The organism is Facklamia hominis CCUG 36813, assembly GCF_000301035.1.
GTDB lineage: Bacteria > Bacillota > Bacilli > Lactobacillales > Aerococcaceae > Facklamia > Facklamia hominis.
In genome coordinates this window covers 234,987-257,555 of sequence record NZ_JH932292.1, presented here as the reverse complement: position 1 = coordinate 257,555, position 22,569 = coordinate 234,987, and the positions used below count along the sequence as shown (strand labels likewise).

At 36.9% G+C, this 22,569-nt stretch carries 19 protein-coding genes and 1 riboswitch; of the genes, 2 read left to right on the top strand and 17 right to left on the bottom strand.

Translation table 11 applies throughout. The annotated features are described in order from the left end of the window. Positions 1-14: 14 nt before the first annotated feature. The 3 genes from yihA to tig form a co-directional block, all read right to left on the bottom strand. Positions 15-608, bottom strand: coding sequence for a ribosome biogenesis GTP-binding protein YihA/YsxC (gene yihA / locus HMPREF9706_RS01245; RefSeq protein ID WP_006907531.1), 594 nt, complete (start codon positions 606-608; stop codon positions 15-17). A 7-nt stretch (positions 609-615) separates the two neighbouring features. Then, positions 616-1,854 (bottom strand): ATP-dependent Clp protease ATP-binding subunit ClpX, encoded by a 1,239-nt coding sequence (gene clpX, locus HMPREF9706_RS01240; RefSeq protein ID WP_006907530.1) that lies wholly within the window; start codon positions 1,852-1,854, stop codon positions 616-618. A 113-nt stretch (positions 1,855-1,967) separates the two neighbouring features. Further along, positions 1,968-3,245, bottom strand: a complete 1,278-nt coding sequence (gene tig / locus HMPREF9706_RS01235) for a trigger factor (protein ID WP_006907529.1) — start codon at positions 3,243-3,245, stop codon at positions 1,968-1,970. A gap of 211 nt (positions 3,246-3,456) precedes the next feature. On the opposite strand from tig, the gene recU reads away from it, so the two are divergent. Continuing rightward, positions 3,457-4,062: a Holliday junction resolvase RecU gene (gene recU, locus HMPREF9706_RS01230; RefSeq protein WP_006907528.1), complete on the top strand. Its 606-nt coding sequence runs from the start codon at positions 3,457-3,459 to the stop codon at positions 4,060-4,062. A 16-nt stretch (positions 4,063-4,078) separates the two neighbouring features. Next, positions 4,079-6,544: a transglycosylase domain-containing protein gene (locus HMPREF9706_RS01225; RefSeq protein ID WP_006907527.1), complete on the top strand. Its 2,466-nt coding sequence runs from the start codon at positions 4,079-4,081 to the stop codon at positions 6,542-6,544. A gap of 158 nt (positions 6,545-6,702) precedes the next feature. On the opposite strand, the gene HMPREF9706_RS01220 is transcribed toward HMPREF9706_RS01225, so the two are convergent. From HMPREF9706_RS01220 to HMPREF9706_RS01155, 14 genes are all read right to left on the bottom strand, one after another. Next, positions 6,703-8,385, bottom strand: coding sequence for an IS1182 family transposase (locus tag HMPREF9706_RS01220; RefSeq protein ID WP_006907524.1), 1,683 nt, complete (start codon positions 8,383-8,385; stop codon positions 6,703-6,705). Between the two features lie 166 nt (positions 8,386-8,551). Then, a complete protein-coding gene (locus HMPREF9706_RS01215) occupies positions 8,552-9,289 on the bottom strand; it encodes a DnaD domain-containing protein (protein ID WP_006907523.1) in 738 nt (245 codons plus the stop codon). A 21-nt stretch (positions 9,290-9,310) separates the two neighbouring features. After that, positions 9,311-10,609, bottom strand: coding sequence for an asparagine--tRNA ligase (asnS, locus tag HMPREF9706_RS01210; RefSeq protein WP_006907522.1), 1,299 nt, complete (start codon positions 10,607-10,609; stop codon positions 9,311-9,313). Between the two features lie 12 nt (positions 10,610-10,621). Next, positions 10,622-11,098 (bottom strand): hypothetical protein, encoded by a 477-nt coding sequence (locus tag HMPREF9706_RS01205; RefSeq protein WP_006907521.1) that lies wholly within the window; start codon positions 11,096-11,098, stop codon positions 10,622-10,624. A 31-nt stretch (positions 11,099-11,129) separates the two neighbouring features. Continuing rightward, on the bottom strand, positions 11,130-13,655 hold the full coding sequence (locus HMPREF9706_RS01200) for an exonuclease domain-containing protein (protein WP_006907520.1): 2,526 nt from the start codon (positions 13,653-13,655) through the stop codon (positions 11,130-11,132). A 12-nt stretch (positions 13,656-13,667) separates the two neighbouring features. Continuing rightward, positions 13,668-14,903, bottom strand: a complete 1,236-nt coding sequence (locus HMPREF9706_RS01195; protein ID WP_006907519.1) for a CCA tRNA nucleotidyltransferase — start codon at positions 14,901-14,903, stop codon at positions 13,668-13,670. 10 nt (positions 14,904-14,913) lie between these two features. Then, the gene (locus HMPREF9706_RS01190; RefSeq protein WP_006907518.1) at positions 14,914-15,441 is read right to left on the bottom strand and encodes a YpiB family protein; all 528 of its coding nucleotides are present in this window, start codon (positions 15,439-15,441) and stop codon (positions 14,914-14,916) included. A gap of 10 nt (positions 15,442-15,451) precedes the next feature. Beyond that, on the bottom strand, positions 15,452-16,663 hold the full coding sequence (locus tag HMPREF9706_RS01185) for a tetratricopeptide repeat protein (RefSeq protein WP_006907517.1): 1,212 nt from the start codon (positions 16,661-16,663) through the stop codon (positions 15,452-15,454). A gap of 197 nt (positions 16,664-16,860) precedes the next feature. Continuing rightward, entirely contained in the window at positions 16,861-17,136 is a 276-nt protein-coding gene (locus tag HMPREF9706_RS01180; protein ID WP_006907516.1) for an HU family DNA-binding protein, read from the bottom strand. A 132-nt stretch (positions 17,137-17,268) separates the two neighbouring features. Beyond that, positions 17,269-18,582: a ribosome biogenesis GTPase Der gene (der, locus tag HMPREF9706_RS01175; protein ID WP_040444530.1), complete on the bottom strand. Its 1,314-nt coding sequence runs from the start codon at positions 18,580-18,582 to the stop codon at positions 17,269-17,271. Between the two features lie 90 nt (positions 18,583-18,672). Further along, positions 18,673-20,022 (bottom strand): 30S ribosomal protein S1, encoded by a 1,350-nt coding sequence (gene rpsA / locus HMPREF9706_RS01170; RefSeq protein WP_006907514.1) that lies wholly within the window; start codon positions 20,020-20,022, stop codon positions 18,673-18,675. 125 nt (positions 20,023-20,147) lie between these two features. Then, positions 20,148-20,810, bottom strand: a complete 663-nt coding sequence (gene cmk, locus HMPREF9706_RS01165; protein WP_006907513.1) for a (d)CMP kinase — start codon at positions 20,808-20,810, stop codon at positions 20,148-20,150. A gap of 141 nt (positions 20,811-20,951) precedes the next feature. Then, positions 20,952-21,563: a LysM peptidoglycan-binding domain-containing protein gene (locus HMPREF9706_RS01160; protein WP_006907512.1), complete on the bottom strand. Its 612-nt coding sequence runs from the start codon at positions 21,561-21,563 to the stop codon at positions 20,952-20,954. Between the two features lie 173 nt (positions 21,564-21,736). Then, the gene (locus tag HMPREF9706_RS01155) at positions 21,737-22,330 is read right to left on the bottom strand and encodes an ECF transporter S component (protein WP_006907511.1); all 594 of its coding nucleotides are present in this window, start codon (positions 22,328-22,330) and stop codon (positions 21,737-21,739) included. Positions 22,331-22,428: 98 nt separating this feature from the next. After that, positions 22,429-22,543: riboswitch (FMN riboswitch) on the bottom strand. Between the last annotated feature and the right edge of the window lie 26 nt (positions 22,544-22,569).

Below are 22,569 nucleotides of genomic sequence, written 5' to 3'. Positions count from 1 at the left end.
CCTTTCGAAGAGGATTATACTTCTTCTTGAATAAAACGATTGATCACTTGCCAGATCGCTTCTGCCCCTGCCCCATCTTTAGCAGAAAAAGGAAAAAGTGCATCCGTTGTAGGTAGATCTAAAGCTTTTTTATACATGGACAAGTGTTTATTGACTTGACTGCGTTTAATTTTATCTAACTTTGTCAAAATAACCGCAAAAGGAATATCCAAAGATTCAGCAAAAGCAAACATTTCTTTATCTAAACGAGTTGGTTCGTGCCGAATATCCATCAACAAAAATAGTAAAGCGATATTGGGACGTTGTGAAAGATAGCTTGCATTAAGTTTGCTAAAAGCATGTCTGCTTTGTTTAGAAACACGCGCATAACCATAACCAGGAACATCAACAAATCGGAAGCTTTTATTAATCTCATAAAAGTTTAGAGTCTGGGTTTTCCCCGGTTGACTAGACGTTCGAGCCAATGCTTTTCTTTGAACCATCCGATTAATAAAACTTGACTTTCCAACATTAGACCTACCTGCTAAAGCGACTTCTAGGAGATCATCTTGAGGATATTGATCTGGCTTAACCGCTGAAATAACAAAATTTGCTTCTTTAATTTGCATAGGTCACCTAGTTTATTTCTTCTTGATTTGCATCATAGAATTTAGCCTGCCCTTGTCCTTGTACCAAGGACTCGGTAATAACAACTCGCTTAATATCACTTCGATTAGGTACTTCGAACATGATATCCAACATGGTTGATTCAAGGATAGAACGCAAGCCTCGTGCCCCAGTTTCACGTTCAATGGCTAATTTAGCAATGGCTGCTAATGCATTTTCTTCAAATTCTAGTTCAACATCCTCCATAGCCATTAGCCGTTGATATTGTTTAACCAAGGCATTCTTGGGTTGTGTCAAAATCTGAATTAAATCGGATTCTGTCAAAGCATTTAATACCGTTAGAATTGGAAGTCGTCCAATAAATTCAGGGATTAATCCAAATTTAAGGAGATCTTCAGGTTCGGCTAGTTGCATCAAATTCTTATCAGTCCGTAGACTGTGACTGTCGGTACCAAAACCAATAACTTTTGCACCCAAACGCTCTTTAATAATTGTTTCTAAACCGGCGAAAGCTCCTCCAACAATGAAGAGGATCTGACTCGTATCCATTTTTATAAATTCTTGATTTGGATGTTTACGGCCACCTTTAGGTGGAATATTAGCTTCCGTTCCCTCTAGGATCTTTAATAAGGCTTGTTGTACCCCTTCTCCTGAAACATCCCGCGTAATCGATACATTTTCAGATTTTCTAGCAATTTTATCGATCTCATCAATATAAATAATTCCTTTTTCAGCTCGTTCAATATTATAATCAGCTGCTTGGACTAATTTTAGTAAGATATTTTCAACATCTTCCCCCACATAACCAGCTTCGGTCAAAGTAGTCGCATCGGCAATGGCAAATGGAACATTGATAATTCGAGCTAAACTTTGGGCTAAGTAGGTTTTTCCGGAACCAGTTGGCCCAACAATACAGATATTGGATTTTTGAAGTTCGATATCACACTCTTCATCTTGATGTAAAACCCGCTTGTAATGATTATACACGGCCACAGCTAAGGATTTCTTGGCTTCATCTTGACCTATCACGTATTCATTCAATTTATCTAAGATTTCCTGGGGTTTGAGCATTTGAACATCTACTAGAGCCCCCTCCAGTTGTCTTTCTTCATTAATAATGTTTTTACAAAGATCGACACATTCATTACAAATATACACATCCGGTCCTGCAATTATCTTATCGACCTCTTCTTGGGATTTTCCACAAAAAGAACAATAGTAATCCTGAAACCCAGTTGATTTTGCCATAGTTACCCCTTTCTTTGAGTAAACTTATTCTTGATAGTAAAAAGGGACGCAAAGTGTCATGATTCCTTGACTTTGCAATCCCTCAATGTAATTCATTTCATACTATTAGAATATTATTTTTCTTTAGCAGAGTCAACAATTAAGCTTAAGGCTTTCTTTAATTTGATGTCTCCGGTTAACATGTCCTCTGTCACATATTGACGTACTTGCTTAGCATCCATATTATACTGTTCAGCAAGTTTATTTACTTCCTCTTCAATTTCAGTTTCTGAAACTTCAATTGCTTCTTCTTCAACGATCTTTTCAAGCACTAAGTTTGTTTTTGTTCTTAAATCTGCTTCTTCTTCAAAATTCTTACGTAATCCATCACGGTCTGTACCTGAAATTTGATAATATAGGTCTTCGTTAATTCCCTGACGTTTCAAATTATTTAAGAAGTGGTCCATTTGACGTTGAACTTCCTCATCCACCATTACTTGTGGTAATTCAACGATTTCCGCATTTTCTACTGCTTTACGAACCGCTTGATCTTCTACAAATTCAGCGGCTTGAGCTTCTTTTTCTTCTTTAATTTGAACGCGTAGTTTGTTCTTATACTCATCTAAAGTTTCTACTTCGTCATCAGCATCTTTCGCAAACTCATCATCTAGTTCAGGAATTTCTTTTGATTTCACTTCATGAACTTTTACTTTAAAGGTAGCTTCTTTTCCTTTTAAGTTTTCAGCATGGTAATCTTCTGGGAAAGTAACTTTTACTTCAACATCATCACCTGCTTTAGCATCAACTAACTGGTCTTCAAAACCAGGAATGAAACTATTTGAACCTAATTCTAAGGAGTGGTTTTCACCCTTACCACCTTCAAAGGCTTCATCTCCTAAGAATCCTTCGAAGTCGATAATAACGGTGTCGCCTAATTTAGCTGCTCCTTCTTTAACCACTAATTCTGCTAATTGTTTTTGTTTTAATTCAAGACGAGCTTGCACTTCTTCATCAGTTACATCACGATCCTGTTTTTCAACTTCAAGTCCTTTATAGTCCCCTAATTTAACTTCTGGTTTTAATGTTACTTTTGCGGTCATAACCCAGTCTTTATGTTTTTCAAGGGATTCAATATCCATTTCAGGTTGAGCAACCACTTGTAAACCTTCCGCTTCAACAGCTTCTTGGTATGCACCAGGAATCAATTGGTTAAGAACTTCTTGATATAAGCTTTCTTCACCATATACATTATTAAAGATTTGGCGAGGAACTTTCCCTTTACGAAAACCTGGTACAGAAATATTCTTTCGCGCCTTCTTAAAGGCACGATCTAATTCTGCTTGTACTTTTTCTGCTGGAATTGTAAAAGTTAAAACACCTTCATTAGTATTCGTTTTTTCAAATTTTGTCATAAATTATTATCCTCCACGACTAGTATAAAATTAACATACTCTATTATTCTAACGAAGATCAAGTGATTTGTAAACTCATTTCCCCATTTTAGCGGATATATTCAGAATTTTTATACAAAAAATTCATGATTATTTGTTAGACTATGATCAAACAATAAGAACTAGGTTTATCAATTAGAATTCGTTATAATAATTCTAAGGGGGAAAAAATATGGTGCGCTATCCCAAGGGGCAAGTTCCTCGTTCGAGTATTCAAACCAATCCAGTTAATCGTACAATTAACTATGGCAGCCGTGGGATGTCATTGGAAGAACGAATTAACGAATCCAATCGTTTCTACTTGCAAAGAAATATCGCTGTTATTCATAAAAAACCAACACCTATACAAGTCGTCAAAGTGGATTACCCCAAACGATCTGCTGCTCGAATCAGTGAAGCATATTATCGTCAAGCTTCGACAACTGATTATAACGGAATTTATCAAGGCTTTTATATTGATTTTGAAGCGAAAGAAACGAAGAATAAGCGTTCATTTCCATTATCAAACTTAAAAGATCATCAAATCAACCATATGAAAGCTTGTTTTGAACAAGGTGGCTTAGTTTTCCTAATGATTTGCTTTACCAATCAACAAGAAGTCTTTTTACTTCCTTACCAAGATTTGGCAAATTGGCTTGACCATAGCCCTAAAGCATCCATCTCTTATGATTATATTAAGGAAAACGCCTACCTTTGCAAGCAAGGCGTATTCCCGCAAATCGATTATCTCCTAGCTGTCGATCAATATTTAGCAGATCAACCAAGCAGTCCTAAATAGAAAGTGAGTGAATAATATGGCCACAGGAAGTCGTATTGAACGAAAAAAATATAAACAAAAAAGAAAAAAACCACATCAAGGGAAGATCTGGTTTAAACGGATTCTTATTAGCTGTCTTTTATTATTCTTCTTGCTTGTTCTAACTGGGGCTGGCCTTTTTGCCCATTATATTAGCTCGGCTCCTGAATTAACAATGCAAGACCTTCAAGGTCAAGTATCCTCTGAACTCTATGATCGTGAAGGCCAACTGATTCGTAAGTTAGGCGGTCAAAATCGTGAACTACTCAATGATAGTGACATTCCTGCAAATCTTAAAGAAGCAGTCTTAGCGATTGAAGATACCCGCTTTTATCGTCATAAAGGGATCGACCCTATTCGAATCCTGGGAGCAGCCTTAGCCAACCTAAGGGCAGGTGATATTGCTCAAGGAGGATCTACGATTACCCAACAATTGGTCAAACTTTCCGTCTTTTCAACGGATTTTGAAGATCAGACCCTTAAAAGGAAGGCCCAAGAGGCTTGGTTATCAATCGGTCTAGAGCAAAAATTATCTAAAGATGAGATTTTGTCACTTTATTTAAATAAGCTTTTTTATTCCAACAATGTTTATGGTGCAAAAACAGCCGCAAAAGCTTTTTTTGGAAAAGATATTGACCAAATCTCCTTATCTGAAGCCGCCCTATTAGCCGGTATCCCTCAAGCACCCAGTCAATATGATCCTTACAAGCATCCAGATCAAGCTAAAAAAAGACGTGATTTAGTACTTAGAGTAATGTTGGACCAGAAAATAATTGATCAAAGTCAGTATAGTCAAGCGGTTGATCAATCGATTGAATCTATGCTTAAACCTTTAAGCCAAGCAGGCTTAAGTCAAGAAGATTTAATGTTGGATGCCTATATCGATGTTGTGGCTCAAGAAGTCGAAGATAAACTTCATCTCAACATTTTTACAGATGGGTTGAAAGTATATACCAATTTAGATTCTCAGGTTCAAAAGCATCTTTACGAAACCGTCCATAATCAACATGGAGAACTCTTCCCAAATCAGGATATGCAGACGGCAGTTTCTATTATTAATGTTGATAACGGTCAATTATATGCCATTCTAGGAGGCCGTAATCAAAAAGTAGCCATGGGATTAAATCGTGCTGCTTCCTTAAATCGCTCTGTCGGATCAACCATCAAGCCTCTTTCAAGTTACGGTCCTGCCATTGAGTACCTTAATTATTCAACCGGCCAATTAATTGTTGATGAAGCCTATCACTATTCTTCCGGTGATGAAATTTTTAATTATGATCGAGCCTATAAGGGCAATCAAACAATGCGTGAAGCCTTAGTAGGATCTCGAAATATTCCTGCTTTAAAAACACTCCAAGCTGTTGGATTGGATCAAGCATACTCCTTCCTTCAAAAAATGGATATTAATATTACCAATAATAATCAAAAGGAATTAGTCGAATCTAACGCCATTGGTGGTGAAATTACCCCGATTCAATTATCTGCAGCCTATGCCACAATTGCTAATTATGGGCAATATCACACGCCTTATACCGTTTCTAAAGTGATTACCCAGGCAGGTAATGAACATTCATTTGAAGCACAAGGACGTCAGGCCATGAAAGATTCTACGGCTTATATGTTAGTGGATATGTTGAAAGGAGTTCCCAAATCCTTCGCAACAAGTGCTCAAATTGAACAACTATACCACGCTGGAAAAACAGGAACCACGAACTATACAGCTGACCAAAGAGCTCAATTAGGTCTTAGTCAAGACGCCTATGCCACACCCGATGCTTGGTATGTTGGGATGAGTCCTCAATTCGCCATTGCTAGTTGGGTAGGCTACGATAATCCAATGGAAACCGGACATCAACTGTCTTACCAAGATTCTGAAATTCCTCAAAAAATATATCGTGAGATGATGACCTTCTTAAGTCAACGTGTTCCAAATACCGATTGGCAGCAACCCGAATCTGTAGAGCGTTCGGATATTGAGAAGTACAGTGATCCATTAATGCTCCCTTCGGCCTATACCCCAGCGGAACTAATTGCCTCTGAATTATTTATTAAAGGAACAACTCCTAAACAAGTATCAGAAAAGTATAACCGTCTGGATCCACCGACTGGATTCGATGCGGAATACAATGAAGAAACAAAGCAAATTGAGGCTAAATGGGATCCATTGACGATCGAAGGAGACTTTGAACTGACCTTAAACGGTCAAGTCGTCTATACGGGTAAAGATACAGAATTCAAAGTGGATGCCCCTGCACCCGGAAATTACCAACTGGGATTAAGAATTATTAATGGCTATATGTCATCTGACACCTTAACCTTACATTTTGAATTAACGATTAGTTCAGAAGAAACGAGCCAGACAACCGATGAGTCTCCCGGCCACAGTCAAGAAACAAGTCTAACTGGACCGCCTAACCCCAATGAGAGTGAACCAAACCAAAGTTATGACAGCCAAAGTTATTAAAATTAAAGCACTAAAAGAGGTTTCAAGAGATTGTAGTGCCCCCAAAAAGTTGGATTTTGGTCCAACTTTTTGGGGGCACTTCAGATGAAGAATGGCTTGAAGCCTCTTTTTTGATCAGTCTTTCTTTTGTGATAGTTAACATTAAATATATACAATGATTAACAATAAAAATATAACCCTTTATCTTTCCTTTTTAAAGTTTTCAATAAATAAAAAGAGGCTGTGACACAAGTCTCAAAAATACCCAGAAATTTTATCCAATAGGAGTAAAATTTCTGGGTTCTTTCTTTTTCTGTCTTTCTTAATCGCAATTTTCTTAGGTTAGCTGCCATTAGAGCTAATCCCATCTCATTATTCACGGCCTGTTTCCCTCGAACATGAAATCGAGTGAATCCCAAACAAGCCTTCAGATGACCAAATGTTGGTTCAACATCGATCTTCCGCTGGCTATAAATTGGACGATATTTCGGATCTTTTAAGAGCCCCCTTTGCTTGGCTTTGAAGTAGTCATACGAAGGATTAACCGTAATTTTTCGGACATATCCTTTCTGAGTAAGGGCTGCTTCAATTTCTTGTTGATTCTCATCGATCCGTTCTGCTTGATACTCTTTAAAATTTCTTTCAAAACCATACTTATCCGTTCGGGTGCGATAAGCGACGAAATTAAATCGTACCCCTTGAGGATCGACGTAACAGTCTTCTTTTTCATCATAGTCCCAATTCATGACTTTTGAGTCGTCACTTCGCCATTTTCGACTCTGTTCTTTAAGATACGTGCCATAAGGAATTAATGCGGTGATTTCGGGAAAGCTTTCTTCAAGATAAGTATAGTTACTTTCAGAGCCATATCCTGCATCCATACTCACCACTGAAAAGGAGCGAAACAGTGATTGATGACTCTCAAAGAAAGGTCTTAATGTCCGCGTATCTGTCGGGTTTGAAAAAAGTTCATAAGCTAAAACAAACTGATGAGAGGTGGCAATCTGTAAATTATAGCCCGGTTTCAACTGACCATTCTTCATGGGATCTTCTTTCATTCGCATAAAGGTCGCATCGGGGTCCGTTTTTGAATACGAATGACGTTCACCTAAGATGGCTCGTTGCGTTTGATAGTGTTGATGCTTGGAATGACAATGTTTCATGCGCCTCAATTGACTCTTGACTTTTCGCCGCTCCTTTTTGTGAGGATTCGGTGACAACCGAGGAGACTCTTCGATGGTTTCCTCTAAGTCTTCTAAGCGAACTTCAAGCTGGGTAATGGTTTCTTCAAGCCCTTCAAGCGTTAGTGGGGTCTCTTCTGGAATCAACCCCATTTGATAATACTGACGCATTTCATTGACGAGTTCGGTCATCTTTTGTCGATTCATTGCTTCAAAGCGGATCGTGTTCTTTTTCCAGACAAAGCTGTACTTATTGGCATCCGCTAAGATTTTTGTCCCATCAATAAAGAGATGATCATCGATAAGTCGTTGTTGTCTTAAATACCGCACAAATTCATCATAACTTTGTTTAAGAATGTCAGCTAATTCATCGGACTGTCTAAATCGACAAATTGTACGGTAAGAAGGTACTTCATTTTGACACAACCAGATAGCGGGCAGATTTTCGCGAGCCAATTGTTCCATCGAGCGACTGGTGAAGACACCGCGAGAATAAGCATATAATAATAACTTGAGTAACATCGAGAAGTCATATTTACGAGGACGACCAAAGAGATAGGGATAATGAATCTCTAGAGAGTCCACAAATTGATGAATATAGTAGCTGATGTGATCTTCTTGAGGGCGGTATTGATAAGAGACTTCCAAATAAAGTTGATTTAGGTTATAATGAGTATGCATTTTTTGGTCCTTTCTAGGATTGAAATGGAAACAGAGGGGTGAGGTCCTCTGTTTTTTTATTGATTAACTTAATTATAACATAAAAACCGGCTGAATCGTTGTAATATCAACGATTCAGCCGGTTTTTTGGTGGACTTATGTCACAGCCTCTTTATGAGTTTGGATTTTAGGATGATCCCCAATCAATAATGGGGATCTGATAGTTATTTTGATCTTTTAGTGATGGTTCTTGATAATCTGAAGCAGATCGAATGGATTTTTGATCGAATGCCTGAATATAAGCTCTAGCTTCTTCATAAGTTTTAATATTATTCTGCTGCCAATTTAATAGAATACGATCAATATATTTAAAAGAATAAGCTTCTCGAATCATGGCCTCTCTTAAAGCTAATTGAATGAGATCCAGCGAATACTTATCTTGGTTAATCCATTGATTAACCATATCTAATTCAGAAGACGATAAACCACGCCCAAAGCCTTCCTCAAATTGTTGGAGCAATTGACTCATCTTAGTTTCATTTTGAAGAACACTCGTTTTCTGTTGTCCAACAGCTTGGCTTGATGTCTGTTCCTTATGCATCTGATCATTTAAATAATCAAACAACGGCCTAAGGGTATAATGATCTGTTTTTTTTCCTTGATCATTAGATACTAATTCAATATTTAAATAGTTTTTATCTAAAAGTGAATTAAGATTAGCATACAGCTTTTCGCTTGACCAACCAAGTTGATTCGCGATGGAAGCCACTGTATCGACAGATTGATGGTTATGAATATGCTCTAACAGATAGACTACCACCACAAATTCGTCAGATGTTAATTTTAACTGAGCAAATCGTTGTATTAAAATATTGGGAATGATTGTATATCCCGACTTCATCCAATCATAGATTGATTCACTCATGCGATCATTCCCTCCTTCTTTTTATGGATACAAGCGGTGTAATAAACGTGGGAATGGAGCAGTTTCTCGAATATGTTCAATACCACAAATCCAAGCAACTGTTCTTTCAAGCCCCAAACCAAATCCTGAATGTGGAACCGATCCATATTTTCTTAAATCGAGGTACCAGGCATAGGTTTCTGGATCAAGCTGATAGGCTTTAATATTTTCAACCATCTTATCATAGTCATCAATCCGTTGAGAACCGCCAATGATTTCCCCATAACCTTCAGGCGCAATCATATCCGCACAGAGCACGGTTTCTGGATTATCGGGATTCTCTTTCATATAAAATGGTTTAATCGATTTTGGCCAATTAACGATAAAGACCGGCTGATCATTTTGGTTAGCGACAAAGGTTTCATGAGGTGATCCAAAATCTTGTCCCCATTCAATATCATCAAAACCATTTTCTTTTAAAAGTTCAATCGCATCGGTATATTCAATGCGTGCATAGGGTAATTTCGTATATTTACGTAATTGGTCTTGGTCACGTCCCAAAGTCTCCAATGCCATTTGGCAGTGATCTAAGACATTCTGTACTAAATAAGCAACATATTCTTCTTGAATTTTTAGACTTTCTTCATGGTCACAATTAGCCATTTCAGGTTCCATCATCCAAAATTCAATTAAATGACGACGAGTTTTAGATTTTTCCGCTCTAAATGTCGGTCCAAAAGAAAAAACTTTACCAAATGCCATGGCCGCTGCTTCCATATAAAGCTGACCAGACTGGGATAGATAAGCATCTTGGTCAAAATATTCAGTATGGAATAATTCTGTCGTTCCTTCAGGAGCCGATCCTGTTAAAATAGGGGGATCAATCTTAATAAATCCACGATCATTGAAGAATTTATAGGTAGCACGAATTAACTCATTTCGAATAAGCATAATGGCATGTTGACGGTTAGACCGTAACCATAAGTGACGGTGATCCATTAAAAAGTCAGTCCCATGCTCTTTAGGGGTAATTGGATAATCTTCACTCGCTCCAATTAATTCAATCGACTTAATAAGTAACTCATAGCCTAAAGAAGACCGATCATCACGTTGAACAATTCCAGTTAAACGTATAGAACTTTCTTGTCCTAAGGATTTTGCTTGATGAAAAACTTCTTCTCCAACCTCTTGCTTTAATACGATTCCTTGAAAATTAACACGGCCATCTCTTAATTGTAAGAAGGCGATTTTTCCAGATGATCGCTTATTAGTCAACCAAGCATTCACTTGGACAGTCTCATCCACATGAGCACTCGCTTGATCCATGGTAATTAATTCCATTTATTCTCCTCCTTAAATATTAGAGAGGGTTTGAACCCACTCTCCTGTTTTTGCATCTAAGATAAAATATGAGATTGTCTGATTTGAATTACGTAAAGTCATTTCCCATACAGGTTTCTCTTTATATAATCCTAATCGAGCTTGCATGATTTGAGGATCTTTGATTTCACTAGCAGTAATTGACTTCGCATCACTTTCCTTGATCAATTCTTGGTAAGGGAAATAATGAATATCTCCCCCTTCCCTTTCAACAATCGCATAAAAACGTTCAGCTTGATCATCGATAAAGTCGATCGTAAAGCATGACTGATCGGTGGTTGTCCAATAAAATTGGTTAACCTTCTTGACCGTATGATCAACTTCAACCAAGGCGATTGTTTCTTCTTCTGCTCGACTTAAATGAGCCTGACTAGCCATAAAAACTGATAATAGTGAAATCATTACCACTAATAAAATAAAAGTTAAGATTGAGACTGTTCGTCGTTTCACCTCACCACCCCTATCTACTGTCTCATGCTTTCTATTCTAGAATAAAATGTAGGCTTCGATCAAGTCTTTGCTGAATTTCTTTTGAATAATATTTACTAAAAACTCGTCCATCAAATAGAAGTATTAGATCTAAAGAAAAAATTCCTTTCGCTGTTTGGCAAGTCGCTAACAAATTATGACACATATCTGCGATTAATAATTGGTCAAAAATCTCTTCCTTGGAAATTGAGGCTAAATCTGCTTGCAGTTTTATCAAAGGATCTTCCAATGATCTAAAGGGAAGCTTGATCCAATGAAGTTGGACCGTCTTGTGTAAAATCGGCCAATCCAAATCTTTGAGCGTTTGCCACTGAATCACTAACACAAAGGTATTTGACTCTCTAATATAGCGTTTTATTTTATTCATGCTTCCCGAAATATGTTGAGCAAAAATAGGAATTTCGATCGAATTATCTAAGTGCTGAGTCAAATACTGATAGGCTTCAACTGCTTGCTGACGACTCCCAACAAGAAGCACTTGACTTACTGATCGATCGAAATTGGAAGAATCATTCATCCAATCTACCACTGATTTTAAATCATCGGTTAAGTCTGTCGTCTTAGTTGATCGAGTTGGTAAATAATCCATTTCAAGATAAACATCTAAGGCAGGCTCACTTTGTTTAAGCAGATAGTAAGCATAATTCCAGAGATTCAAGCGATGATAACTACCAATAAATTGTTTAAAATAAGCATTCCCAGGTGAAAAAAGTAAGACTTGATGAAATGGCTCCAAAAAATCCTCATGAAAGTTGATATATTGATAATCACGACTACAAACATTGAATTGATAAAAACGCTCTTGTACCTGATGACTCTTTAAAATAATATAGGAATTCTCATCTAATAAACTAGCAATCAACTTGCGACCTTGATGACACATTGTTAAGATTTCTTTAAATTTGTCCTGAAAATTTATTTGATCACTTTTTGGCCAAAGCATGACGGCCTCAATAAATCGATCAAGTCTCGATTGCAAACTTTGTAAAAAGTGATATAAATCCTTTTTAATTTGAGGATAGTGATTTAAGTAAAGAATTCGATTCTGCTGTTTTTCAATCGGGAGATAAATCGTTTGCAGCTGACTTTCTAAATGCTCCAAATAATTCTGAAAATGATCGTTCATCCACAATAATTGATTAATTAACCGTATCGAATCTGAATCTTCATCCAAGTCCATAAAAAGTAACTCTTTTAACTTAAGTCCCAAAACTAAGAAATGACTTAAATTAAACGTTCGCTGAAAATGAATCATCGCACTTTGAGCAAGATGATCAAGATCTTGAATCATTAACAAATGATTTGCTAACAAGCTTCGTATTTTTTTTGACTGTTTAAGTCCAAATAAGGATTGATCCGTCATAATAACTAACTGAGCTTTTTGGGCTTGTTCCGCTGCCCTTTGATAAAAAGGATTAACAGCAAACAGTTGATTTGACGTTTCATACTCTACCATTAACCGTCTAATATCAATTTCATGATTTAACTCTAAGAGTAAGCCAGTCTGCGTTTCCTCCAACCAAATACAAGACGCGGCTAAAATAACCGCTTGATAAGTCTGCATTTTTCTTTTTTTTAAGCTTGCAAAGACTTTTTTAAATCGTTGTGGATGTATGTAATCATTTGGATTTAAAAGAATCGTAGTCGAAGGCTGATCAGACAATTCGGATAAACGATACCGCTCTCTCCAAAAATTTATTTTTGAACTTACTAAAACAACTTTTTCACCTTGATTCAAAAACCACTCTACGATTAAAGCTTGGTCTTTTTTATCAATCGCATGAAGATTACCTTCTACAATCAAATGAGCCTGGTTAGACAATTTTTCTTGCAAAAGTTGCCCCCACAGAAGAATTGTTTCACTTAGAGTCTCCCGTGAATCTTTTTGATAAACACGTTTTCCAACTAACGGCTTATCAAGGCAAAAATTACAAGCTGATTCAAAAAAATAAGACTCCTGATGGTCCAAAGATTTACTAATAGTTATGACTTGCTCAAGACATTTTTCAGATAGTTGTTGGCATTTTCGAGCCATTACATCTAGCAACTGACAGGTAATTTGAGCATCAGCTAAAGCCTGATGTGCTTCATTATAAATCAAATGAAAGTCCGCAGCCAAATCGATTAAGTTATAGGCTCTAGCTTGGGGAAAGCAGATCTTAGCCAAAAGGATACTATCGATTGCCGGCGGGTCAAAATTTAAACCAGACTCTGCAAAATGATCTTTCAAGAAAAGAAGATCATGATGCAAATTATGGGCCACAAAGACACAATCTGCCAATCGTGCAAACCACTCCTGAGCAATTTGACTGAAATCGGGTGCCGTTTTTAATTCCTCAGACCGAATACCTGTCAATTGTTGAATACGAATTGAAAGCTCTTGATGAGGGTTAACTAAGCTTTGCTTTTGTTCAATAACTTGTCCGTCTGAAACAATAACCGCCCCAATTTGTATGATACGATCTCCTTGATCTAGACGGGGACCCGTTGATTCTAAATCTACGACTGCGTATTTCACCAAACTCCCCCTCTAACTATCATTATAAGACTTGCTATAATCTTGAACTGCTTTTTCTAAAATTAAACGATCATTTCTTAAATTATTTTTTATGACTTGAGTTTCTAAATAATCCAAAATTTGGCCGATTAGAGGTCCGCCATGGTGCATGTCCAGAATCTGCATAATATCACTTCCATTAAGTGCAAGCTCCTTACGATCATGGATCGCTAAAGAATCGAAATGGTCTCGAATTAATGCGGCTAATGATTTCTGCTCCTTGGCTATCAAATAATCCTCCAATAATTCAATGGATTGGCTACTAAATGAATAAAGATCAATCGGTTGAATCGCTCCGTTTTCAACATTAACGATTAGTTGATAATACTCTTGGATTTGGTTAATTCTTTGATTAGATAATGTCCACTTCTTTAACAGATTTTGACGATCGGATGATTCAGATAATTCCATACCACGTAATAAGAAAGCCCAAGCTTGAACGATTGAATAATCCTTAAGATCGCTTATTTCATTAGCTAAGGCATCCATACCTAGACAATAGCGTTGACCATTATAAAGGGGAAAATGATCTAATAGATGTGACTCCTTGATTAATGGCAAACAACAATTAAAATGTCTTCCAAGCATTGTTTTTTCAAATTCAATTCGAATACGTTCAATCGAAATATACGCTAAATTTTTCGATAAGGCTTGAATGGCTATATAGGTCTGAGATTCTAGTTCAAAACCTAATTGACTTGCAAAACGAATTGCACGCATCATTCTAAGGGCATCTTCTTGAAAACGATCATGAGCTTGCCCTACCGCTCTTATTTTTTGATCTTCAAGATCCTTCAATCCATCATGATAATCGAATAAGACGCCTCTTGCATCTAGTGCCATCGCATTTATCGTAAAATCACGGCGTTTTGTGTCTTCTACTAAATCTCGAACAAAGGAAACCTGATCAGGTCGCCGGTAGTCCGAATAGGTCGACTCCGTTCTAAATGTGGTAATTTCGTAGGATTCCCCATGAAATAAAACAACCACAGTACCATGTTCTAAGCCAACATCAAAGTGTTTAGGAAAAATGGATTGAACCTCTTCTGGAAAGGCAGAAGTCGCAATATCAATATCCGAGATGCCCTTGTTCAATAGACTATCTCTTACGCAACCTCCTACAAAATAAGCCTCATAACCATGTGATTCAAGCTCCTTTAGTACAGGGATTGCCTTAAGAAATAATGGATCTGTTAAGTCTAATTTCATACCTGCCTCCTTAAGTAGCTTGTCTTAAAATATTAGTTAATACGTCAAACTTAGTCCGATCATGTTCAATTAAAGCTTGGTTGATATGTTCCATCAATACCTGGCGTTGCCCCTCTTTGGCTAATTGATCCGCCGTATAATCAACTTCCTTCAGGAGGTCTCCACATAGCGGAGCAAAAGGATTTTCAACAAAGATATTCATTTTCTGGCAATAATAATAATAGTCTGGACAATCTAATTCAATATAATAGATCTTCTTTTGTGATCTGGCATTTAAACGAAAATCATGAAAAGCTTGATCTATCGACCGATAAGAATAATCTCCTTTAAAGTAGGTAAAATAGCTCTCTTGAGTTTGTTGATAAGAGATTTTAAAAGCCAAAGGAGCAAAGATAACTTGATCTGAAAACTCAAGTAAAGATAAGACGGATGGATGAGCCTGCAAATAATGGTAAAAAGCATTAACTTGACGATCAAAATGTGGACGGTTCACAATTAACCAATCAATCATTTGTAATTTTTCCTGTTGATACGTCATAGTGGCCTCCCTAGGAATGATAATGCTGATACAGATTCTCAATATCTTCCGCTTGACATCCTTCTAACCAAGCTTGTTCAATATTAACGCTAAAGGTTTCTTTATCCCCTTCGATTAAAGCAAGCTTAGCCCTATAATAGGCCAAATCAGCTTCCATGATTTGATCTTTTAATTGATGGATTAGATCGTTTGCCTGCTCAGTTTGATGCATTGCTAATAAGTGATTAAAGACTAAAAGTAACACCTTTTGTTTTAAGTCTTCTTCGTCAATCAAGGGCAAACAATCCATCAATTTATCATAAAGTACTTCACCATAATCTTCTCGAATTGTTAGATATGGAAGACATTCCAATAGGACTAGATCATAGCTAGGAACGACCTTCACAAATTGTTGAATACTATTCTTTAATGCTGTCTCCTCTCCACAGATATGTTGGATATCCATAATGTACAAGTAAGCTTGAAGGTAATCATCCTCCAATTCGATAGCTTGCTGAAAGGCTTCAAGTGCCAATTGATTGTCTTGGTAATAGTAGGCACACACCCCTTGTAAAAAAAACTCTTCAGCTTCAATTAAAGATAAATCGGGATCTCTTAATAGTTTCTGTAAAATCCCCTGATCGATATATTCTTGTTGTAAGTAAAGTCGAAGCAATGCTTTACGCCAGTAGCGTCGAAGTTTGGAATCTTCCTTTAAGAAGTATTGATAAAGCGTTTGATAGTAACGAATAGCTTGATCTTCATAGCCTTCATGTTCAAATAATTGTGCAAGCTGGTCATAAGCCAACCACTCGGTTGGATACGCCTTAATCAATGTTTGATAACAATCCTTGGCTTGACGTAATTGTCCTAAACCTTCCAAAGCTTGTCCCTGTAGCAACTTCATCGAATAGGTCTCTTGAAGTTCTGGCACTTTCTCCAGATAAGTCAAGGCTAGCGTATATAGGCCCAGTTGGTTACACGCTTTTGCTAAAGAAAAAGCAATATTAGCATCCGCCTGCCATTGGTAGGCTAACTGATAGAGTTCAATTTCTTCTTTTCGATAGCCTTGTTGTCCCCATTTTTTTGCCCAATAGACCAATAAAGAAGCTAAATCTTCCTTGCTTAATGATGATCCCGCTCCTTGATCGAGGTAGTTCTGGGATAATTCAATTAAAGCTTGATAGGCCTCCTCAACATTAGAAAATGACTCAATAAAAATGATTGCTTCACCTAAATCCAAAACAACCCCTCCTTATATTGTCCATTATACCAAAAGTAAAACTAACTTTAAGTCAAAATAAAAGACTGCGATAGCAACTATCACAGCCTTATAATTGAATCATTGATGCACCTACCACTTAGATCAAGTAGACCATAAAGGTTAAGATAACTACTTACTAAGCAACTGACTCAATGTTCAATGAGTCTTTTCAATGATTATTTAACAGCGTCTTTTAATGCTTTACCTGCTTTAAATCCAGGAACTTTGGTTGCAGCAATTTGGATTTCTTCACCAGTTTGAGGGTTACGTCCTTTACGAGCTGCACGTTCACGTACTTCAAAGGTACCAAATCCAATAATTTGAACTTTTTCGCCTTCAGCTAAGAATTCTTCAACGGATTCGAATAATGCTTCTACCGTAGCTGTAACATCTTTCTTAGTTAAGTTTGTCTTTCCTGCAATTTTTTCTACTAATTCTGCTTTATTAGCCATTTGAATAATCCTCCTTAAAAATATATGCACTGGGCATTTTGAAATTTAATCACTCAGTGATTATTTCTTACATAGAATAACATAAGATCCTTATTAAAACAATCTTTAGCCCTTATTTTTTAGGAAAAACACTTAAGATCTTTGGCGAATTAAAATTTTAAGCGGCGTTCCTTCAAAGTAAAAAGCTTCTCTTAATTTATTTTCTATAAAACGTTGATAAGAAAAATGCATCAGTTCTTCATCATTGACAAAAACGACAAAAGTAGGCGGATTTACAGCAACCTGAGTCATATAGTAAATCTTTAAACGTCTTCCTTTATCCGTTGGAGTAGGATTTAAAGCAATCGCATCCATCAATACATCATTAAGTACTGACGATTGAATTCTGCGGAAGCGATTTTCATAAATCTCTTCAATCATCGCTGGTAAACGATCTAACCGTTGGCCTGTTTTTGCAGAAACAAATATTATTGGGGCAAATGGTAAATATTGAAATTCTTGACGAATTTTTTCGGTAAATTCTTGGAAGAGATTATCTGATTTATCGACAGCATCCCACTTATTAACTAATATAATAATCCCTTTATTTGCTTCATAGGCATAACCAGCAACCTTCTTATCTTGTTCAATAATTCCAGTTTCTGCATCTAATACCAAACAAACAATGTCAGAACGATCAATAGCAGATAAGGCTCGCATAACCGAATATTTTTCCGTATTCTCATAGACTTTTCCTCTTTTGCGAATGCCAGCAGTGTCAATCATTGTAAAGGATTGACCTGTTTTACTAACAAAATGCGTATCAACCGCCTCACGGGTCGTCCCTTCCATATTAGAAACGATAACTCGCTCTTCCTTCAACATGGCATTTACTAAACTGGATTTCCCAACATTGGGTCTGCCGATAAAAGAAAATTTAATTTCATTATCGCCCTCTTCAGAAGTATCTTTATGCGGAAAATGCTTGATAAGTTCATCGAGTAAATCACCTGTACCCGTACCATGTGACGAAGAAATTGGATAAGGATCTCCATGACCTAATGCATAAAACTCATAAACTTGAGCACGTTGTTCAGGATTATCTGCCTTATTAACTGCAAGTATGACTGGTTTATTACTTCGATGTAAAAAATGAGCAATTGCTTCATCCGTATCGGTCATTCCTTCTTGAGCTGATGTTACAAAAATAATGACATCTGCCTCTTCTGTAGCAATTTCTGCTTGATATCTCACCTGATTCATTAAGGGTTCATCGACCATCTCAATACCACCTGTATCTATCAAACGAAATTCTCTTCCAAGCCAAGAACCGGTCGCATAGATACGATCTCGAGTCACACCTTCATAATCAGCTACTATCGATATCCGTTCCCCAATTAAACGATTAAAAAGTGTAGATTTGCCTACATTTGGCCGACCAACAATGGCTACAACTGGTAAATCCATATAATCACCTCCATATTTCATAAAAAAGCTTCTCCCACCTTGCTTATTAAGCGACGGGAGAAGCTTTTAAACTTGATATTCTAATTAAAATTAATCCTGATCTGATTCTTCAGCATCTTGCTGTAATTCAGCAAAATTCTTACCAAGTAGATCTCCAAGCGTGAAGCTTCCTTCAGTAGCAGCATCATTCAATGAGGTTGAAGTAGCGCCTGATTGTTGATTTGTTTTCTCGCTTTGACGACGTTGATTATTACGATTTGTTGTTTTATTACGACGTGGTTTTGGTGCTTCTTCTTGTTTTTCTTCAAAATCAGCAGGACGGTCTAATAAAGCCTTGATCGATAATGACAAACGTTTTTCTTGAGGATCAGCAGACAATACTTTAACTTCTACTTCTTGACCTTCACTTAAGCGATCAGATGGTGTCTCAATATGTTCGTGACAAATTTGAGAAATATGCACTAAACCTTCAACACCTGGGAATACTTCTACAAAAGCACCGAAGCTAACAAGGCGTTTTACAACTCCTTTAAGAACGGTTCCTTCGCTTGCTTTTTCTTCAATATCGTCCCAAGGTCCAGGCAAAGTATCCTTAATTGATAATGAGATACGTCCTTCTTCTTCATCGATAGAAAGGATTTTTACTTCAACCGTATCACCAACTGTTAATTTATCAGAAGGATGTTTTACATGTTCATGAGCAATACGGCTAATATGAACTAGACCATCTACTCCACCTAAATCAATGAAGGCACCAAAATTGGTTAAACGAGCTACTTTACCTTCAACAATGCTTCCTTCTTCTAATTCACTTAAACGTTGAGAACGTTCTTCTTCGCGTTTTTGACGAGCAATTTCTTTATGTGATAAGATTAAACGATTATCTGCAGGATCTAATTCTACAATTTGGAATTCAAGAGTTTGACCTTTGTAAGAAGAAAAATCATCTACATAGTAATCTTCAACCATTGAAGCTGGCACGAAACCACGAACACCTGCATCAACAACAAGTCCACCCTTAACAACATCTTTAACTGGGGCTTCGATTGTTTCCTTGTTTGCATGTTTTTCTTCGAGTTCTGCCCATACTTTACGAGCATCGATCCGTTTTTTAGATAATAAATAATTACCATTTTCTTTGTCTTTAATTGGTTTAACAACTACTAATTCTAGTTCGTCTCCAATGCTTACAACTTCTGATGGATCTTCTACTCTTGAAGTAGCTAATTCATTCTTTGGAATAACTCCTTCTAAACCGCCTGAATTCTTAATAGCAACACGTACTTGATTGCTTTCATCAAATGCAAGTACATCGGCGGTGACGATATCGCCAACCTTAATTTCTTGAACGCTATCTAAAGCGTCTGCCATATTAGTAATTGGTTCTACCTCATTTGTTGCTTTTTCTTCTTGATCTTTGTTCTCTACAAACTCTGACATTCTACAAGTTCCTCCTAAGCGTTACCAAAAAAATTGTGCCTTGTTTATTTATTTACAAGCACTCTAGTGTCATTGTACCAAACAATTCCGTATTCGTCTAGCACCAATCAGACTTTATTTGACATTTAAGCATTTCTGCTAATAAATGTTAACATTTTTTCAACCACTTCATCAATGGTCATATTTGAAGTATCAATTTCGATCGCATCTTCTGCTTTTTTTAAGGGAGCATACTTTCGATTTCGATCATATTCATCTCTGGCTTGAATATCTTTTTCAATCTGTTCAATTGAAATCGGACTATGCCCATTTTTGCTCAATTCATCGAACCGTCGCTGTGCTCGAACGCGACTCGATGCGATCATAAAAAATTTATAATTGGCTTGTGGGAGCACTGTCGTTCCAATATCGCGTCCATCCATAACAACATCTTGATCCTTAGCTAATCTTCTCTGTTCTTTTAGTAAATACTCTCTCACCTTTAAATTCGCTGCCACTTTAGAGACTTGGCGAGACACTTCTTGACTGCGAATTGCCTCTGTTACATCTTCCTGATTGAGAAAAACCTTCTGACCAGATTCGGTCATTTCTAATTGGATTTCTATGTCTGCAAGATTTTGATCCCATAATTCAACCCTAGTGATCAACCCTTCTTGCTTCAATAGATATAAAGTCACCGCACGAAACATGGCTCCTGTATCAATGTATGTAGCTTTTAATTTACTGGCTAGTATTTTAGCAACTGTTGATTTACCGGAAGCTGCCGGTCCATCAATAGCTATTTGCATCTGCCTTACTCCTTCCCTATTCAAAAAAATAAAGGAGGCTGGGACATAAGGGTCACAGCCTCTTAAAACAGTCAAACTTTCTCAGTACTTGGAATTCTTCCTTAAAAGGACCTGAGATCTCTTGAAAGATGATCGTAAAGATTAAGGAATAATAATCTGAGTTCCTGGATGAATTGGTGTATCAATACTTGCTCCGTTAGCTGAAGCAAGTTGATAAACATCAACACCGTAAGCTCTCGATATCGACCACCAAGATTCTCCCTGTCCTACTGTATGATAAGATGATTGACTAGCCTGGGTCGTTGTTTGATTCTCAAATTGAGCACTAGTTGTCGTATCTTGATTGTTAGTACGGCTTTCATCTTCAGCATCAATTTTACGGGTAGACACAGATTCGTCCTCTTTTGAAGTTTCTTCTGTAGTAGTCGTTTCTTCTTTTTTAGATTCACTAGACATCGTCATTCGTACTTGCTCAGCCGTTTTTTCCACCGGCTTTTGATTACGTTGTGAATTAACCAACATAAACAAGATAAATGGAGATATTAACGCCACGATTAAGACGAACAATAAAACTTGTGATAAAGTTGTTGCTTCTTTATCCGGCGTATTTCTAGCAGAGCGAGAATATTGACGTTTTTTGAAATTCTCATCTTCTCCAAACTTTTTATTCCATGGAGCAGAGAATTTTTTTGATTTGTTTAAATCATTGGACTCTTGTTCATCGAATTCAAAATGTTCATTATCCTGAGTCATTAAGCATCCTCCTATGCACTAATGATTATATTAACTTACTATCAGCTATTTAAAACAATCACTAGTTCATCTAATTTATTTCATTATAGCAGACTCAAATGCTTATTCAAATAAAATAAACGACTTTTTTTAGGTAAAAAGCTGATTTGTGGGGAATTTTTCTAATTTCAGGATTAAAATTGCTCATATAAAGGGTATAAATACTTCTTTTGTTCCAAAATTGGACGAATATACTTATTTAGTATCCCTTGACAAGCAGCAATGAGCACTCCTTTAATCGCATTAAAGGGAAGGATAAATTGAATCACATAATTCAAATAATGATCGATGGGTAATTTCATTACTTTGGCATAAATTGGCAAAGCGATGTAATAATTCATAAGGCTCATCACTAAGCATAACATGACAACCAAGGATAGAGGAGTAAGGAATATTCGTACTAGTTTATTTTTATTTAAGGAACTTTTTAAAAAGAAATGACTGGGTAAAAACATCGTTACAGAAGCAATAAAACTCATAATAACCCCTATCGGAATGCCACCCTCTCCTCCCTTCATAATATAATTGGATAAATCACGAATTCCGGCTACAAGCATCAGACCTTTAGGGCCTCCTATCAACATTCCCACATAAACCATCAAATCAGAAAAATCAAACTTTAAAAATGGAACAAACGGTAAAATCGGAAAATCTAACAGACGTAAAATGACCGCCCATGCTCCTAATAAAGCCAAACTAATCCAAATTCGCAACCGATACTTATTCATACTAATCTCCTTCCAAGTCTTGGAGCAAAATAAAAAGATCATCTCTTGTCGCCTCAGAACAAAAAATGATCTATTAATGCAGCATAAAAAAGCATTAATCCAATCTTCTACCATCCAGACTATACTGTCGGTACTGGAATTACACCAGTTCTGCTAAATTAGCTCGCGGACTTTACCGCCGGTCGAGAATTTCACTCTGCCCCGAAGACCTTTCATATTAAATTTAATCTTATGTTACC

Coding starts and splice junctions, on each gene's coding strand:
- yihA (WP_006907531.1), bottom strand. CDS start 608: ATGCAAATTAAAGAAGCAAATTTTGTTATTTCAGCGGTTAAGCCAGAT.
- clpX (WP_006907530.1), bottom strand. CDS start 1,854: ATGGCAAAATCAACTGGGTTTCAGGATTACTATTGTTCTTTTTGTGGA.
- tig (WP_006907529.1), bottom strand. CDS start 3,245: ATGACAAAATTTGAAAAAACGAATACTAATGAAGGTGTTTTAACTTTT.
- recU (WP_006907528.1), top strand. CDS start 3,457: ATGGTGCGCTATCCCAAGGGGCAAGTTCCTCGTTCGAGTATTCAAACC.
- HMPREF9706_RS01225 (WP_006907527.1), top strand. CDS start 4,079: ATGGCCACAGGAAGTCGTATTGAACGAAAAAAATATAAACAAAAAAGA.
- HMPREF9706_RS01220 (WP_006907524.1), bottom strand. CDS start 8,385: ATGCATACTCATTATAACCTAAATCAACTTTATTTGGAAGTCTCTTAT.
- HMPREF9706_RS01215 (WP_006907523.1), bottom strand. CDS start 9,289: ATGAGTGAATCAATCTATGATTGGATGAAGTCGGGATATACAATCATT.
- asnS (WP_006907522.1), bottom strand. CDS start 10,609: ATGGAATTAATTACCATGGATCAAGCGAGTGCTCATGTGGATGAGACT.
- HMPREF9706_RS01195 (WP_006907519.1), bottom strand. CDS start 14,903: ATGAAATTAGACTTAACAGATCCATTATTTCTTAAGGCAATCCCTGTA.
- HMPREF9706_RS01190 (WP_006907518.1), bottom strand. CDS start 15,441: ATGACGTATCAACAGGAAAAATTACAAATGATTGATTGGTTAATTGTG.
- HMPREF9706_RS01180 (WP_006907516.1), bottom strand. CDS start 17,136: ATGGCTAATAAAGCAGAATTAGTAGAAAAAATTGCAGGAAAGACAAAC.
- der (WP_040444530.1), bottom strand. CDS start 18,582: ATGGATTTACCAGTTGTAGCCATTGTTGGTCGGCCAAATGTAGGCAAA.
- rpsA (WP_006907514.1), bottom strand. CDS start 20,022: ATGTCAGAGTTTGTAGAGAACAAAGATCAAGAAGAAAAAGCAACAAAT.
- cmk (WP_006907513.1), bottom strand. CDS start 20,810: ATGCAAATAGCTATTGATGGACCGGCAGCTTCCGGTAAATCAACAGTT.
- HMPREF9706_RS01160 (WP_006907512.1), bottom strand. CDS start 21,563: ATGACTCAGGATAATGAACATTTTGAATTCGATGAACAAGAGTCCAAT.
- HMPREF9706_RS01155 (WP_006907511.1), bottom strand. CDS start 22,330: ATGAATAAGTATCGGTTGCGAATTTGGATTAGTTTGGCTTTATTAGGA.